This is a genomic window from Paenibacillus lacisoli, assembly GCF_030580655.1.
In the GTDB taxonomy this organism is placed as follows: domain Bacteria; phylum Bacillota; class Bacilli; order Paenibacillales; family Paenibacillaceae; genus Paenibacillus; species Paenibacillus lacisoli.
On record NZ_JAUQTB010000012.1, the window covers coordinates 94,895 to 112,323 of the forward strand.

Here is a 17,429-nt window from a genome sequence, read left to right on the forward strand (position 1 = left end):
ATGAGTATTATGTCTGTAGATAAAGTCAAGATGAATCAAACTGCCAAGGATAAATATGAAGCCATCCGCGCTGCCGGAGAGATTCTGAAGGACGCAGGCCATATCAGCCAGGAGTACATTGAGAAAATGCTGGAGCGTGAAGAGATCGTCTCCACTTATGTTGGTAATGGCCTGGCAATCCCTCACGGGACTAAGGAATCCAAGCAGTTCATCAACTCCACAGGGATTTCCATCATCCAGTATCCGGAGGGTGTCGACTTTAACGGGGAAAAAGCGTATCTGGTTGTAGGGATTGCCGCACAAGGCGGAGATCATATGGGAATCCTGACCAGCATCGCGGTGGTCTGCTCTGATGATGACAACATGGAAGCCCTGCGTCAGGCTTCCACGGCTGAAGAGATTATTACCATTTTCGAAAGCGAAATGGAAGAATGAAGGCCGTACATTTTGGGGCAGGCAATATTGGACGCGGATTTATCGGATTGCTGCTGTCCCGCGCAGGTTATCAGGTTATATTCTCGGATGTGAACGATGTACTAGTCAATGAATTGCAGAATCGCGGCGAATACACCGTAGAACTCGCGAATGAAGCGAAGGATCAAGAGGTCGTACACAACGTTACAGCTATTGACGGGAAAAATGTAGAGACGGTAGCTCAAGCTGTCGCTGAAGCGGATCTCGTCACGACTGCCGTTGGAGTGAATATTCTGAAGCATATTGCGCCAGGGATCGCTAAAGGGATTGAGCTGCGGCTTAAGAATGGGGCGAATCCACTTCACGTCATTGCCTGTGAGAATGCGATCGGAGGCAGTGCACAGCTGAAAGAGCATGTTATGAATCTGCTGGATGATTCTCTACATGATGCTGCTGCGGCATCCGTGTACTTCCCCAATGCTGCGGTCGACCGGATTGTACCGATTCAGCACCATGATGACCCGTTGTATGTGCAGGTAGAACCTTTTTACGAGTGGGTTGTAGACCGTTCCCAGATGGCGCCGAATTTCCAAGAGGTGGAAGGTGTCCATTATGTCGATAACCTGGAACCTTATATTGAACGTAAGCTGTTCACAGTAAATACAGGACACTGCGTAGCTGCTTACCTCGGGTATAAGGCTGGCTTTGCAACGATTCAGGAAGCGATTGTGGACGAAGAGATTGCCGCTTGTGTACGGGGGGCATTAGAAGAGACCGGCGCTGTATTGGTCAAACGCTTTGGCTTCGATGAGTCCGAGCATGCCAAGTATATCGATAAAATTCTCTCCCGCTTCGTTAATCCTAATTTGACCGATGAAGTCACAAGAGTGGGGCGTTCCCCGCTGCGGAAGCTGTCACCGAATGACCGTCTGGTGCGCCCTGCGCTCCAGGCTTATGAATATGGGATCGAACCGGACCATCTGGCGTTAGGGATGGCTGCTGCCTGCAAGTTTGATATTCAGGAAGATCCTGAAGCAGTTGAACTGCAAAAAGCGATAGCGGAAGAAGGATTAAGCACTGCATTCGCACGTTACACCTCTATCCCTGCCGAGCATCCGCTGCACAAGCTGGTGCTGGAGCAATATGAGGCGCTCGTATAGATCAGCTTGATTGAAAGTATATGCAAAAGGCGGGCAGTTCGGTAACCGGACTGCCCGCCTTTTGTATGTTTGTGTAATGTCGTTATACCTGGAACCGGCTCACTTCGTTCTGAAGCTCCTGGGCAAGACCGCTTAACGTGCCGGATGCATTAGCAATTTCCTCCATGGTGGCCAGCTGCTCCTGTGAACCGGAAGAAGCTTGGTGGGCGCTTGCCGAGATGGATTGGGACAATGCGGTCAGCTGCTCTTCGGAGACGACAATCTGGCGTGTACCTGCGGATATCTGTTCGGCAGCAGCAGATACCTCCTGCACCTGCTCTGCGACATCCTTAATTGCCTCGCGGATGGAATGAAAGATCTCGCCAGTTTCCTTGACGATCTCGGTTCCGGATACGACCTCTGCCGCTCCTGTGGCCATAGAAGCAATCGCAGTCTCTACATTGCTCACCATATCCTCAATCAGTGAAGCAATTTGCTGGGAGGCCTGGCTGGAATGTTCGGACAGCTTCTTCACTTCGCCTGCTACTACGGCAAAGCCCTTGCCCTGCTCACCTGCACGTGCAGCTTCAATAGATGCGTTCAGGGCCAGAAGATTGGTCTGTCCGGCAATCCCGCGAATGAGCTCTGTAATGCTGGCAATCTGTTTGGACTGCTCCCCAAGAGAGTTCACAATAAGAGATGTCCGCTGTACAGATTGATGAATACTTTTCATTTGACTGGCTGTACGATCGATATAGCTGACACCCTGCTGTGCTTCCTGAAGGGCCTGCTCCGAATTCACTGAAACGTTCGATGCCGACTCGGCAATGCGTTGGATACTGGCTGCATTCTCATCGAGGGAGATCTTATTCTCGTACATGGATTGAGCCTGCTGTTCAGCAGCTCCGGAAATCTGCAGAATCGTCTCTGCCATTTGATGGGATACTTCTACAGCTTGCTCCGAGCCGGCATACAGCTCCTGCGAAGCAGCAGACACCTGCTCGGCACTGGAGTTGATCTTCAGCAGCAGTCCATGCAGATTATGCTTCATCTCATTAAAAGCGGCTGCCATCTGTCCGATTTCGTCCTTATTGCGGACATCCGTGTCCGGAATGGTCAGATCACCAGCGGCAATTTGCTGTGCAGATTTTGCCAGCTTGGTTACCGGCTTCGACACCATTCTGGAGATAATCAGAGCCATCAGACAGCCGAGCAGTACGGCAATAACGGTTACGATGATGATCATCTTCTTGACCTTTTGTACTGTTGCTGTTGTGTCTGCGCTGCTGAGATCGAGCTGCTTTTTCTGGAAGGTCTGCAGCTCTGTTGCTTTATTCTCCATGGCCAGTGCGGACGGCACGCATCGTTCTTCAACAAGGCGGATCACGGTGGCCATATCATTTTGTTTTTTGTAAGAAGCAATATTGGTAACTACCTGATTATAATTCTGTTCCAGCTCGATGAGCTCATTCAGAAGCTGCTTCGATTCCGGGAGGATAAAACGCTGCTGCAATGAGGAGGACATTTCGGCAAATGTAGTTCTTCCAGTCTCGTAAGCGTCCATTTGGCTCTGGCTGCCTGTGATCAGGTACCCGCGTACATCCTTGGTCTGCCTGGTCACAATAAAACGAAGATTGTCGGTCGCCATAATCTTGTCCATCCGGTCGTTAACCAGGACAGAATAGGACTTGTCCGTTTCATTGATTTCATAGTAGCTGAAGGATCCTAGCAGAAGAGTAATGAGGATGACGGCGGCAAATGCAGTGAATAGTTTTTGGCTGATATTCATCTTATGTACACATTCCTTTGCTTGTGGTTTGAGCGATAGCTGTACGGGCAGCCATGAGGCGGACGGGGAAGCTATGCTTATGGATAAAAGGGGAAATTTAGTTCCTATGACTTACTTATAAACATGAAGCAGGACGTTAGAATCATATCTAACAGAAAAATTTGGCGAAAATATATGGCTGGTTATCTAATTGCCTCCCAATTAAATCACTTAGGTGAATAAGTCGCTTGAATGGTACGTAAAAAAAGGACCTTTGGATCATTTTTTTTTGAAAAAAAGGGTAGAAAAAAACCAACCTGCTGCAACAGCGGAAGCCTCAGGTTGGTTTGCTTGTGTTGTGATGTGTTAAACGGCGGAGCGTATAAATGATCCAATAATAAAGAGGGACAGCTTCAAGTAAAAGCGAAGCGAGCGAGGTGGAGGGGGCATATAAATTTTGAGTGAACCGGCTGAGATCCTTGGAATACTGGTAGGCATACATACAGACCATTCCGGTCAGCCGTTGTTCCAGTCGACTGAGTATGATAGCTCCAATAATTGAAATCGTCTGGCCGACCGGCTTTTGAATCCGGGTTCCGGCTTACGCTCACCGTATCACTCCTTAGCCGTCCGGATTACTCTCTAGCTTGTGGAAGCTGCCGGGAAATTATGCAGCCGGTTCCTGTTTGGTTCGGCTGGGTTTGGAGGTTAGAGGTGAAATAGAATAGGGTAAAAGGAGAGAGAATAAGCGGGATGAACCGTTAATCAGGGAGTGAGCCGCATGAAAACAACCAACTCAATTCAGTATGAGCATTCGTCGTTACGCCTCTCTGAGCGCAAATTGGGCGTGCAATATACAAATGAAGCCAGTGTGTTCAGCGTCTGGTCGCCGCCGGCGGTCGGGATGGAGGTCCTGCTGTTCGAGCAGGGACAAGAGCATCCAAGCGTGTATAGGATGATCAAGGATAAAGATGATGTATGGAGCACAACGATAGAAGGGAATCAGGCCGGAAAGGGTTATCTGCTGCGGGTGCATCATGCAGGCGGGATCATTCATGATGTGGTGGATCCATATGCCACAGCTGTGGAGGTCAACGGTACACGAGGAGCCATTATCGATCTTAGTGCGACCCATCCCGAAGATTGGCACAATGATCAAAGGCCGGCATTGGAACATCCGCTTGATGCTGTGATCTATGAACTGCATGTCCGTGATTTTTCCATAGACCCGGACTCGGGTATAGTAAACCGCGGCGGGTACAAGGCGTTTACCGAGAGCGGATGCCGGGACCGGCAGGGAAACCCGGTAGGGATCGACCATCTTCAGGAGCTGGGGGTGACTCATGTTCACCTGATGCCGATTTATGATTTTTCTACGGTGGATGAGTCGGGAGATCAGAGAACGTTTGGTTCCCTCAAAGCCTACAATTGGGGATATGATCCGCTGAACTATAATGCGCCCGAAGGCTCCTACGCCAGCGATCCGACCCATCCGGCAGTGCGAATTACAGAACTGAAGGAAATGGTTGCCTCCCTGCATCGTCAAGGTATGCGCGTCATTATGGATGTGGTTTACAATCATGTAGTGGATGCGGGCAGCAGCGCGTTCGAGAAGCTGGTTCCCGGATATTATTTTCGTCTGGACGAGCAGGGGAATTACAGCAATGGTTCAGGAACAGGGAACGAGATGGCTACGGAGAAACCGATGGTCCGCAAATTCATTATCGATTCCGTGATGCACTGGGCAAAAGAATATCATCTTGACGGGTTCCGTTTCGATCTGATGGGTCTTGTGGATACGACCACGATCCGTCTGCTTACGGAGCAGCTGCGGCAGGAGATAGATCCACATATACTGGTTTATGGGGAGCCCTGGACGGCGATGGATACCCCGCTCACCGAGCAGACATTGAAGGGGAGTCAGAAGGGCATGGGGTTTGCAGTATTTAATGATACTCTCCGTGATGCGATCAAAGGGGATACGGATGGAACCGGTAAAGGATATGCCACAGGCGAGCGGGGCGTGGAAGGCGAAATTGCTGAAGGAATGATGGGATCCATCCATTCGTTTACAGACGGTCCGGAGGAAACGATCAACTATACAACCGTACATGACAATTTGAATTTGTGGGATAAGGTGACTCGTACGATGGGGATTTGGGATGCCCTGGGTTTCCCTGAGTTTGACCACAGCCAGCCGCTGAAGGAGGACTGGGTGGAGAAGGCTGTCAAGGCGGCAGATCCATACAGGCTTATGGACAGCTGGCAGCTGTTGGATAATGAAGCGGTCAGACGATGTCTGCTGGCGAATGGCATTGTACTGTTGTCTCAGGGTATTCCTTTGATCCAGGCTGGAGATGAACTGCTCCGGTCCAAGTTTGGTGACCATAACAGCTATCACAGCGGGGACTGGGTCAACGCGATCCGGTGGGAGAACAAGGCTCGTTTCCGCCAGGTATTCGATTATTACCGCGGACTGATTTCGCTGCGGCGCAGCCACCCGGCTTTCCGATTGCGAAGCCGTGAAGATATTGAGCGGCATATGACACTACTGCAGGGCAGCCAGGAAGTTGTTGCTTTTCTCCTGAAAGAGCACGCGGGCGGAGATGATTGGGCACAGATCGCTATTATTAGTAACGGGAGCCCAAGCGAGCAAGAAGTGACGCTGCCCCAGCCGCATGGCGAGTGGAGAGTTGTTGTCAAAGATGGCGTCGCGGGTACAGCTATACTGGAGCAGCTGACCGGCCATCAGATTTCAGTGCCTCATCTCTCTATGATGGTGCTGTATGACAGCGGCTTAACCTGCGGTTAAATAGGACAAATAGGATAATAGGGTAAAAAAGCTGAAGCTTCCGTCAGGCGCAGACCCAGGGTCTGTGCCTTTTTTTCATAGGCGGAACTCTCGCGCTTTCTGCATCTGCCGTCACCGTTTTTTTCTTTTCAGCATATACTGTACCATTTAATGAAAGCGGTTACTAAAGCAATGGGGCTCTTAAACCGATATAATATTAAGGAAGTTGGCAAGCAGTATCAAGACTGTTCACCAACTGAATTGACAAAAGCAGGTCTGTGTCGGTGCATGGAGTGGCAAGAATAATGAGAGATAGGTTAGAGCATCAATAGGATAGACCCACTTGGTTGAAGAGCGCTGCACCGTAAGCCTATCGACTATAGTGAACAGGCGGTGAAAGATGATGAATAGGAATTGGGATTTGGAAGATTACAGTAACCTTTACAGTGATGATCATGATTTTGGTCTGACATACAGCAGGGAAGGCAGTGCGTTCAAAATATGGGCCCCGACGGCGTCATCTGTCTCGGTATGCCTATACCTTGGTGGTGGTAACGGGCAGGAGCTTCAGGATCCGGGGACTGATCATCAGCAGGATTGCGAGCAGGAGCTGGCCATGCAGCGCCGGGAAGACGGCGTGTGGACACTGTTCGCTCAAGGAGACTGGAAAGGTTATTATTATCTATTTTTAATCAGGCATGGAGATGCTGTCCGTTATGCGGTTGACCCTTATGCCAAAGCAGTATCGGCAAACGGGGTCCGTGCAGCGATCGTAGACCTGAAAGACAGTGACCCGGAAGGCTGGAACAGGGATACAAAGCCGGCCTTTGTTAGATCTACAGACGCCATTATTTATGAGCTGCACGTACGGGATTTTTCATCCGATCCGGAGGCGGGATATGTCTGCAAGGGGAAATTTGCTGCTTTTACAGAACGGGGACTGAAGGACCATCAAGGAAATGCGATCGGGATCGACCATCTCCAGGAGCTGGGCATTACTCACATTCATCTGCTGCCGGTATATGATTTCAAGACGGTAGACGAGCTGGATCACCTGAATTCTGGCAATTCTGCCGGCTATAACTGGGGTTATGATCCGCAGAATTACAATGTGCCGGAAGGGTCTTATGCGTCAGATCCGTCAGACCCGCTGTCACGAATCCGTGAATTCAAAATGCTGGTGCAGGCACTGCATAGCGCCGGAATTCGGGTGGTGCTGGATGTGGTCTACAATCATACCTATGAGGTGGAAAAGGGCCCCTTCGAGGCCGTGGTGCCCGGATATTATTACCGCACGGACAGCGGGGGCCGGTTAAGCAACGGGTCAGGCGTAGGGAATGAGCTGGCTACGGAGCGGCCAATGGTCCGCAAGTTTATCAAAGACTCCGTGCGTTATTGGGCAGAGGAATATCATGTGGACGGCTTCCGTTTTGACCTGATGGGACTGATTGATAACCGTACGATGAGAGAGCTGGCCGATGAGCTCCGCCGGGAGGTAGACAGCGGTATGCTGATCTACGGGGAACCGTGGACAGGCGGTGAATCCCCCCTGTGGGACAAAACATTAAAAGGAACCCAGCAGAACGGCGGTTTTGCCGTCTTCAACGACCACTACCGCTCCGCTATTAAAGGGGACAGTGACGGCGGTCACGGCGGATTCGCCACCGGTATGTGGGGAACCGAGGGAGGCGTCGTGACCGGATTGACAGGGGCGCTGCATGATTTTGCAGCTTCGCCGGAAGAAACGGTCAATTACGTTACAGCTCATGACAATCTGAATTTGTGGGACAAAATTGCCGCTGTACACGGGCTGTCCGGAGAACTCGGTTTTCCGCATTGGGATAACGGCCGCCCGCTGGGTCATGATTCTGCAGATGATGCCATCCGTCAGGCCGACCCTTACCGTTATGTGAATGCCGCGAATCCGCTGGCCATCGACATGGTCCGCAGATCGATTCTGGCGAACGGGATGGTGCTTACCTCGCAGGGCATCGCTTTTCTTCATGCGGGTGATGAACTGCTCCGCTCCAAATTCGGCGATCATAACAGCTATCGCAGCGGAGATGCGGTTAATGCGATCCGGTGGTCGAATAAGGCCCGGTTCCGTCCGGTATTTGATTATTACCGCGGTTTGATCGAGCTCCGCCGCCGCCATACCGCTTTCCGGCTGGACAGCCGGGAGCTGGTAGAGCAGCACATGCGGATTACCCGCTGCGGGGACCAGATCATCATGTACACGCTGACGGGGGCGGCGGGTCACGATGATTGGAATGATATCATCGTGATCTATAATGGCAGTGAGCATGACCAGCAGGTTCAGCTGCCGGATACGTCACCTGTATGGCATGTAGTTGTGGATGAGTACCGTGCAGGCACGGAAGTGCTCTCCGTCATCCAGGAGGGAATGGTGAATGTACCCCGGCTGTCGATGATGGTGCTGTATGACCGGGAGACTGCAGAACAGCGGAACACGCTGCCAGCCCGGATTGTTGAGATTCAGTATGACCGTGCTGACAGACAGTATGACGGCTGGAACGTATGGGTCTGGGGAACCGGCTTGCGGGACGGTTCGGTTTCCCTCGTGCCGGGCGAGGATGGCCGGGCACATGCCACGGTGAAGGTTGCGCCGGACGTCCGGCAGATTGGCTATATTATCAGGCTGAATCATTGGGAAGCGAAGGATGGAGAGACGGACCGCTTCATCGAGCTGCACCCGGATGAGACTGCTGTACGTGTCATGATCCGCAGCGGAGAAGGAGATATGGTGATCGTACATGGGTCGGGCAAGGAGAAGGGCCATCGGACATCAGCATAAATGGACTATCCGGGGGACATAACTTTCATACAAGAGCACAGGCGCAGGGCGCCTGTACTCTTGTTTTTTTTGGCATCGGTAAGAAGCAGAGAATACCGATCCAACATGGATCAAGGGTCAAATCGGCTTATAACGGGTAATAACTAGCATGGCTGTTCCAATGTGCTTGCTGTCTTGCTATTCAGCAGGGCGGAAGCGGAACAGACTCCGAAAGACGCAGCACAATCCAAACCTTGAAATGAAACCTTAAGGAGGTTGTATAAGATGTCAAACGGACAAAGTATTCAACTCGCTGCCAAACCGAGAACAGAGAGGAAGGGAACCGCTCTGCGCGAGCTTCGTTCCAGCGGCCGTATCCCTGCCGTTGTCTATGGAGCCGGACAGGAAGGAATCCCGGTTCATGTGGATGCCAAGGAAATTTCCCGTCTGGGTGCCTCGGATATGATTGATCTGAAGATTGAAGGCGGTGAGACTGCCACAGTTATGGTCAAGGATCATCAACAGCGTAACGGCCGACTGATCCATGCAGACTTTATGCGAATCTCCCAAAATAAACCGATCCGCCTGCAGGTTCCACTTGATTTTCAGGGAACAGCAGCCGGTACTAAAACAGGCGGTGTCCTGCAGACGCAGGAGACGACCATTGAGGTGGAGGCTCTGCCTGCGGATCTGCCGAATACCATTGAGGTCGATATCTCCGGACTTGAAGTTGGCGACAAGCTGGTAGCCGGTGATGTGAAGCTGCCGAATGGCGTACAGCTGATTGCCGCTGAGGACGAGCTGCTGGCCTCTATCATTCTGCCGCGTGCGGCTGAACTGGCAACAGATACGGATTCCGGCAGTGCAGAGGAAGAAGCCGCTCCGGCTGCGGAAGAGGCAGATTCCGAGTAAACCGGCATCTCGAATATCATTACCATATTTAAGCACTCCAGCTCTTGCAGCTGGAGTGCTTTTTTTTCAGGTTTGAGATCTGCCTTTTGTTAACATAATTGTCCGACTTGAACAGGCCTTTCTTTGATAAAATAGACTGAACGGTTTCATAAATACCTTATAAAATGCACCTGATGGAGGAACGGCTTTGAGTGATTTTTTTAGCATGCTGCTGCAGCTGTTTGAACGTGCAGCCCTGCTGCTGATCTGTTTGTTTTTCCTGACCCGTATTCCAAGATTCAGGCAGATTCTGCAGAAGGGGCATTATTCGCCGTGGGAGATCGGCCTGGTTACTGCCATTTTCTGCTTATTCGCTGTATTCGGCACTTATTCGGGCATTCACGTGGAGGGCTCTCTCGTTAATGTCCGCATTATTGCAATCATATCGGGAGGGCTCCTGTTCGGGCCCTGGGTCGGTATTGTGACTGGGCTGGTCTCAGGAATTCACCGCTACCTGATTGATATGAACGGCATCACCTCTATGCCTTGTCTCATCACCAGCATGATTGCGGGGATCACCTCGGGATTGATTCATCACCGCACCCCCCAACGGCTCCGCTGGATCGCCGGGATCATCGCTGGTATGGTCTGTGAGGCGCTGACGATGCTTCTGATTCTCGTCATGGCCGAGCCTTACTCGCTGGGTCTCGATATTGTGTCCCGGATTGCCCTGCCGATGATACTCGGAGAAGTCAGTATTGGTCTCATTGTGCTGCTGGTGCAGAGCGTGGAGGATGAGAAAGAATTGATTGCGGCCAGACAGGCCAAACTGGCGCTGGATATTGCGAATAAGACGCTGCCGTATTTTCGTTCAATTAATGCTGAATCCCTTCATACGATTTGTTCCGTGATCCGGGAGGATATTCAGGCTGATGCCGTAGCCATTACGGATCGGAAGAACATCCTGGCCTATGTCGGCTTCGGCGAAGAACGGTATCACATCGGCCACGAAATTATCAGCGATGCTACGAAGAAGACGATCCAGAGTGGTCAGATTACGATTCAGAATCATGCGGAGGATGAGAAGACGCCCAATATCCATTCACTGCTGATTATCCCGCTGCAGGAACGGGGGGAAGTAACAGGCAGCCTGAAGATTTATTATACGAAGGCTTACAAAATAACTTACCCGCTGCAGGCTCTGGCCGTCGGTCTGTCGCAGATGATCTCTACGCTGATGGAAGTATCCCGTATTGAACAGATCAAGGAAGAGGCCAACCGGGCTGAGCTGAAGGCGCTCCAGACCAAGATTAACCCGCACTTTCTGTTTAATGCCCTGAATGCGATTGCTTCATCCATCCGCACGAAGCCGGACAAGGCGCGGGAGCTGATCATCAATCTGTCGAGCTATATGAGATACAACCTGGAGCTGAACGATGAGATGATCCATATTAGCAAGGAGCTGGGACAGGTTCAGGATTACGTGGAGATTGAGAAAGCTCGTTTCGGCAGCCGTCTGCAGGTCGAATACGATATCGATAATGTGAATATGGTTATACCAAGCCTGATTATCCAGCCTCTTGTAGAGAATGCAATTATCCACGGAATTCTGAAAATGAAGGGACCCGGAACCGTTCGTATTTTCGTTAAGGACTGCGGGGATTATGTGCAGATCGGTGTGAGTGATACTGGACCGGGCATTGCAGACGATGTGATCGCCAACATGGCCCACGATACTGTACCTTCCAACAAAATCGGACTGTACAATGTGCACCGCAGGGTCAAATTGATTTATGGCGAAGGTCTGCATATCACGCGATTGGACAAGGGGACGGAAATTACTTTTAACGTGAAGAAGGAGAACGCATGAAAGCAATCATCGTAGAGGACGAATTTCTGGCGAGGGAGGAACTGGAGTATTTGATCAGGGCGCACAGCAGTCTTGACCTTGTAGGACGCTTCGAAGACGGTCTGGATGTGCTTAAATTTCTGCAGGAGCAGCAGGTGGATGTTATCTTTCTTGATATTAACATTCCATCGCTGGACGGCATGCTGCTCGCGCGTAATATCAGCCAGTTCGCCCGCAAGCCGTATATTATTTTTACGACCGCTTATAAAGAGCATGCCGCTCAGGCTTTTGAGCTGGAGGCCTTTGATTATATTCTGAAGCCCTATGACGAAAGGCGGATAGCTGCTATGCTGCAGCGGCTGGAGTCGGTCTCCGCAAGAGAGGCAGCTATCATGGCGGCAGGAGCACCCGTTCCGGCTGCTGAGCCAGCCGCTGCTCCTGCCCCGGCTGCCGGTGAGGGAGCGGGCAGGATTAATTTATGGAAGGATGACAAAATCATTGTCACCGATGCAGATGACATCTATTATGCGGAGGCCCGTGAGAAGGTAACCGTGGTCTATACCCGCAAGGAGCAGTACAGTATGCCGATGAGCATCACGGAATTTCACAGCCGCCTGCCGCAGGAGCAATTTTTCCGCTGTCATCGTTCGTATACCGTCAATCTGCGCAAAATACACGAGATCGTTCCATGGTTTAACAACACGTACATTCTCCGTCTTCTTGATTTGAAAGGGGAAATTCCGGTAAGCCGCAGCAGGAGCAAGGAGTTTCGGCAGATTATGAGGCTGTAAAGGCCATTCATTCCCGGACCGAGGCATTTCATTCCGATTTCGGCTAATTCAAGCCTGTCAGGGGTACAATCATACATGTAGGAAGCCTGAGTAGAACGCCCTTTAGCAAGTGAGTTCTACCGGGAATGATCCGCAAAATGATAACGCATTCATGATACTCTAACTGTCCAATGAAAGAGGAGATCGTTATGAAGACAACTGCTTCTTCCACCCCTGCTACTGCTATTAATCGCTGGTTCATTGTTCTAGGCACCATCATTGTCCAGATGGGACTTGGAACCATTTATACCTGGAGCCTGTTTAACCAGCCGTTGAAGGATAAGTTCGGCTGGGATCTGAGCTCCATTGCTATTACGTTTTCGATTACAAGTTTTGCGCTTGCTATTGCTACCCTGTTCGCAGGTAAACTGCAGGATCGCTGGGGACTGCGCCGACTTATTATGGTAGCCGGTATCGTGCTGGGGGCCGGGCTGATGCTGAGCTCGCAGGTTTCCTCGCTGACACTCCTATATGTACTGGCCGGTGTGGTTGTCGGTTTTGCCGACGGTACGGCTTATATTACATCGCTGTCAAACCTTATCAAATGGTTCCCTGAACGTAAGGGATTAATCTCCGGTGTCTCTGTTGGTGCATACGGTACAGGCAGTCTGTTATTCAAATATGTCAACGGCCATTTCATTGACGCTGCCGGTGTATCCCAGGCCTTTCTGTATTGGGGCATGATCGTACTGGCCATGGTGGTTGCCGGTTCGTTCCTCGTCCGTGAAGCCGTCGTACAGCCGCAGACTACAGCGGTGGCTGGCGGTGCACAGCACAATTATACAGTTAAAGAAATGCTGCGGACGAAGCAGGCTTACCTGCTCTTCATCATGTTCTTCACGGCCTGCATGAGCGGTTTGTATCTGATTGGCGTCGTAAAAGATATCGGCGTGGTCATGGCGGGACTCAGCCTGACTACAGCAGCCAATGCCGTGGCGATGGTCGCCATCTTCAATACGGCCGGCCGTATCATTCTCGGGGCGCTGTCGGATAAGGTGGGCCGGTTAAAAGTTGTAGCAGGAGCCCTTCTGGTTACGGCTGCTGCCGTAACGGTTCTCAGCCTGGTGCCATTGAACTTCGGTATTTTCTTTGCCTGCGTGGCGGCTATTGCCTTCTGCTTCGGCGGCAATATTACGGTCTTCCCGGCGATTGTTGCAGATTTCTTCGGGCTGAAGAATCAAAGCAAAAACTATGGGATCGTGTACCAGGGATTTGGACTGGGTGCCCTGTCCGGTGCCTTCATCGGCGCCTTCCTCGGCGGGTTCAAGCCGACCTTCTCAGTCATCGCTGTACTGTGTGTCGTATCTTTCCTGATCGCGGTCATGGTGAAGCCTCCCGGTCAGCGTACAGGAAGACGCAGCACCCGCAAGCAGGGCCCTGTCCGCTACAGAACCGAGTCTAAAATTGGATAATGATTCGCCCTGCATAACAAAGGCCTTTCATCGTGCATTCAGCATGATGGAAGGCCTTTGCTAATTTAGCTCTGCAATCCGAATACCTCAGACAGCAGGCGATAGGAGTGAAGACGTCGTTCCAGGTCATGGATCGAAGAGACAACGAGCAGCTCGTCGGTACGGTATTCCTCGGCAAGCTTCAGCAGCTGCTCCTTTACCTGGGACGGGGTCCCGACAACGCGTCGCCGGCGCATCTGCTCCAGGCGTTCAAGCTCCCACGGGGTATACGGATAATTCTTGGCTGTCTCCACGGAAGGCAGAAAGGCCAGTTCCCGGCCTTGTTCAATATTCAGGAAGAACAAGGCGCTGCTCGAAGCAAGCTGTTCGGCTTCCTCCTCTGTATCCGCACAGGTTACAGTGACGGCTGCCAGTGAACGCGGATGATCCTCCAATACGGAGGGTTCAAAGTGGTCATGATAATAAGCGGTAGCCTGCACGCCGCCTGGTGTTCCGAAGAACTGGGCGAACGCATACGAAGCTCCGATCATGGCGGCAAGTCTTGCACTTTCACCGCTGGACGACAGCATCCACAGCTCAGGCGAGGTTGGAATCGAGGGTGAAGCCTTCAGCCCGGCGAAACGGTGCTTCTCAGGCAGGGCATCCTGCAGGTAACCGATCAGGTCGAGCACCTGCTGCGGGTACCGGTCGGCCGTCTGATATCGGTCTTCCTGCAGGGCTCGTGTAGCCAGGGGCAGACCGCCCGGCGCACGCCCGATACCAAGATCGATACGTCCCGGATAGAGTGCTTCCAGGAGCCGGAAATTCTCGGCGACTTTATAAGCGCTGTAATGCGGCAGCATGATTCCGCCGGAGCCTACACGGATGCGGGATGTATGGGATGCCAGATGAGCAATCAGCACTTCCGGGCTGGAGTGGGCCAGCGCCTTGGAAGCATGATGCTCGGATACCCAGTAACGGGTATAGCCCAGCTTGTCGGCCTCTTCCGCCAGACGGGTCGTATGATGAAGGGCATCATAAGCGGTGCCCCCCTCGGGTATATGGGATTGGTCAAGAATACCAAGCTTTAACATGTTCATTCACCTCATGTACAACTGTATCAGACACAATTGAAAAGGTCAAAATAGAACAGGATCCTGTTTTTTGCGGCAAATCCAGATATTTAGAGCAGCCCTCTTTCGTGTATGGTGAAACCGGGTATGTATTGAAAGAATCCATTTACCATTGAAGGAGGAGTGTGCGTGCAGCGGACCTATTGGAAGGAGAATGTGATATACCAGGTGTATCCGCCGAGCTTTAAGGACAGCAACGGGGATGGTTGGGGTGATCTGAGAGGCATCATCTCCAAACTCGATTATTTGCAGGAGCTTGGCGTAGGTATTGTGTGGCTGGGACCGGTATATCAGTCACCTTTTGCTGATAACGGTTATGACATCAGTGATTATTATGAGGTCCACAAGGATTACGGAACGATGCAGGATCTGGAGGATCTGATTGCTGGATTGCATGAACGCGGAATCAAGCTCATTATGGACCTGGTGATTAACCACACCTCGGATGAACATCCCTGGTTTCAGCAATCCCGTACTTCCAAGGACAGTCCGTTTCGTGATTATTACATATGGAAGCCGCCGGGTCCGGATGGGAAGGAGCCGAACAACTGGCGGTCCTTCTCGAATGAATCTGCTTGGCAGTGGGATGATCAGACGGGTGAATATTATCTTCGCTTATTTGACCGGAAGCAGCCTGACCTGAACTGGGAGCATGCACCGATGCGTGAGGAAATCTACTCGATGATTGCTTTCTGGCTGGATAAAGGCATCGACGGCTTTCGGCTGGATGCGATTAATATGATCTCGAAGGACCCGGATTTTCCGGATGCGCCGGAGGATGCCCGCCATCCGCGCGGTCAGGAGTTCTATAAAAACGGTCCACGGATTCATGAGTTCCTTCACGAAATGTATACCCGGGTCCTGGCTGAATACCCGGAAATTATGACGGTTGGGGAAGCGCCGACAGTAACCATGGAACAGGTTAAGGAGTATACCTCACCGGACCGGCAGGAGCTGAATATGGTGCTGTTAATGGAGCTGATGAGCATCGGGAAGACACCGAAGGATCCTTGGGGGGTTCAGCCATGGACGCTGAAGGAACTGAAGGACAAGATTGTTAAATGGTATAAGGGAGCCTTCAGTGAGGGCTGGTATGGCGTTTATATGAGCACCCATGACCATCCCCGTATGATCCCTCATCTGTTCGGCAGCGGTGAGCACCGGGAGGCAGCGGCCCAAATGATCGGCACCTTCCTTCATACCATCCCGGGTACTCCGTTCGTGTATCAGGGAGAGGAGCTGGGCATGTCCAATACGCATTATGGCTCCATTGAAGACTATCACGATGCAGGAACTATTGGCTTCTATCGACGGGAGATTGAGAAAGGGACTGATGGCCGGAAAGTGCTGGAGCAGATTCATCATCGAAGCAGAGACGGCGCCAGATCACCTATGCAGTGGAGCGGAGAAGCTCAAGGCGGCTTTAGTACCGGCAAGCCATGGATTCCGGTTAATGAAAATTACAACGAGGTTAACGCAGAGCAGCAGATGCAGGATCCGGACTCCGTCTTCTCTCACTACAAAAAGCTGATTGCCCTGCGCAAGGAGTTTCCGGTCATGGTCTATGGAGATTTCAGGCTGCTGCTGACCGATCATGACCAGCTGTTCGTCTATACACGCAGCCTGGGAGATGAGCGCTGGCTGATCGTCATCAATTTTGCGCATCAGGAAATCAGCGTGCCGTGGGAACAGCTGGAGAACGAACTGCAGGCAGACGGTTTTCACAGCGAACGGCAGAGACTGCTGGGCGGGCGCAGCGGGAAAGAGAGCCTATGGCAACCTTATGAGGCATGTATCTTCAGATTGGTCTGATTTCTGCCGTACTCACTGCTGTATTTTTGTGACGATCAGGACAAATATCATTGGAGAAGCCCGCGTTATTCGTTATAATACATATCATTGCTGATCAGCATGCTGTATATAGAATATGCAATGTGCTGACATAGGAGGATATGACATTATGCTAAAAACTCCGTTGGGCCGGTTCCGGCTGACGGCCTGGGTTCAGGGCGTCACGTATCTGATATTGCTGTTTGTTGCCATGCCGCTGCGAGATAAACTCGAAATGCCCGAACTGGTGACGATTTTCGGCAATCTGTACGGTATCTTTTTCCTGCTGTACCTGCTGGTAATGATTTATGCCCGGTCGGCATTGGGCTGGTCCATGCTCCGTCCGATCGCCGCATTCTTCGCATCCTTTGTCCCGTTCGGGAATTTTGTTATGGACCGGTTGTGGTTTCGCAAGTGGGGAGACAGCGGGCAGACAGTCCGTACGCAGCAGGCGAAATAGGATGGATATCTGTGAGTATCTGTACAACCTCATATCTAAGTAGAAAAAACCCTCTGCCATTCTGGTCAAGACCCCATTTAGTAGACATTGAAAAAACACCTAGGCAGCAAACTGGCGTCGGTAGTCTACCGGCGTCAGT

General features: G+C 51.5%; 12 protein-coding genes. 10 read left to right on the top strand and 2 right to left on the bottom strand.

Annotated features, from left to right (window positions below):
- Nucleotides 1–435: a PTS sugar transporter subunit IIA gene (locus tag Q5741_RS17295; protein ID WP_305025370.1), complete on the top strand. Its 435-nt coding sequence runs from the start codon at nucleotides 1–3 to the stop codon at nucleotides 433–435.
- Complete coding sequence (locus Q5741_RS17300; RefSeq protein ID WP_305025371.1) at nucleotides 432–1,574, top strand: mannitol-1-phosphate 5-dehydrogenase; 1,143 nt, start codon at nucleotides 432–434, stop codon at nucleotides 1,572–1,574. Before Q5741_RS17295 ends, Q5741_RS17300 begins: the two co-directional genes overlap by 4 nt.
- 82 nt (nucleotides 1,575–1,656) lie before the next feature.
- Here the strand turns inward: Q5741_RS17300 and Q5741_RS17305 are convergent, their stop codons facing one another.
- Nucleotides 1,657–3,342, bottom strand: coding sequence for a methyl-accepting chemotaxis protein (locus Q5741_RS17305; RefSeq protein ID WP_305025372.1), 1,686 nt, complete (start codon nucleotides 3,340–3,342; stop codon nucleotides 1,657–1,659).
- A 760-nt stretch (nucleotides 3,343–4,102) separates the two neighbouring features.
- Between Q5741_RS17305 and pulA (Q5741_RS17310) the strand changes: the two genes are divergently transcribed.
- The 6 genes from pulA (Q5741_RS17310) (at nucleotide 4,103) to Q5741_RS17335 (ending at nucleotide 13,888) form a co-directional block, all read left to right on the top strand.
- On the top strand, nucleotides 4,103–6,133 hold the full coding sequence (pulA, locus tag Q5741_RS17310; RefSeq protein WP_305025373.1) for a type I pullulanase: 2,031 nt from the start codon (nucleotides 4,103–4,105) through the stop codon (nucleotides 6,131–6,133).
- A 382-nt stretch (nucleotides 6,134–6,515) separates the two neighbouring features.
- Nucleotides 6,516–8,927, top strand: a complete 2,412-nt coding sequence (pulA, locus tag Q5741_RS17315; protein ID WP_305025374.1) for a type I pullulanase — start codon at nucleotides 6,516–6,518, stop codon at nucleotides 8,925–8,927.
- A gap of 264 nt (nucleotides 8,928–9,191) precedes the next feature.
- Complete coding sequence (locus tag Q5741_RS17320; protein WP_305025375.1) at nucleotides 9,192–9,818, top strand: 50S ribosomal protein L25; 627 nt, start codon at nucleotides 9,192–9,194, stop codon at nucleotides 9,816–9,818.
- Nucleotides 9,819–10,005: 187 nt separating this feature from the next.
- Nucleotides 10,006–11,667, top strand: coding sequence for a sensor histidine kinase (locus tag Q5741_RS17325; RefSeq protein WP_305025376.1), 1,662 nt, complete (start codon nucleotides 10,006–10,008; stop codon nucleotides 11,665–11,667).
- Complete coding sequence (locus tag Q5741_RS17330; protein ID WP_305025377.1) at nucleotides 11,664–12,437, top strand: LytR/AlgR family response regulator transcription factor; 774 nt, start codon at nucleotides 11,664–11,666, stop codon at nucleotides 12,435–12,437. Before Q5741_RS17325 ends, Q5741_RS17330 begins: the two co-directional genes overlap by 4 nt.
- Before the next feature lie 188 nt (nucleotides 12,438–12,625).
- Nucleotides 12,626–13,888 carry an L-lactate MFS transporter gene (locus Q5741_RS17335; protein WP_305025378.1) on the top strand — a complete coding sequence of 421 codons (1,263 nt, stop codon included), beginning with the start codon at nucleotides 12,626–12,628 and terminating at the stop codon, nucleotides 13,886–13,888.
- 65 nt (nucleotides 13,889–13,953) lie between these two features.
- Here Q5741_RS17335 and Q5741_RS17340 read toward each other — a convergent pair whose 3' ends face one another.
- The gene (locus Q5741_RS17340; protein WP_305025379.1) at nucleotides 13,954–14,961 is read right to left on the bottom strand and encodes an LLM class flavin-dependent oxidoreductase; all 1,008 of its coding nucleotides are present in this window, start codon (nucleotides 14,959–14,961) and stop codon (nucleotides 13,954–13,956) included.
- Nucleotides 14,962–15,129: 168 nt separating this feature from the next.
- Here Q5741_RS17340 and Q5741_RS17345 point away from each other — a divergent pair, with 168 nt between their 5' ends.
- Entirely contained in the window at nucleotides 15,130–16,812 is a 1,683-nt protein-coding gene (locus Q5741_RS17345; RefSeq protein ID WP_305025380.1) for a glycoside hydrolase family 13 protein, read from the top strand.
- A gap of 148 nt (nucleotides 16,813–16,960) precedes the next feature.
- A complete protein-coding gene (locus Q5741_RS17350; protein WP_305025381.1) occupies nucleotides 16,961–17,290 on the top strand; it encodes a DUF3817 domain-containing protein in 330 nt (109 codons plus the stop codon).
- The last annotated feature ends 139 nt before the right edge of the window (nucleotides 17,291–17,429 follow it).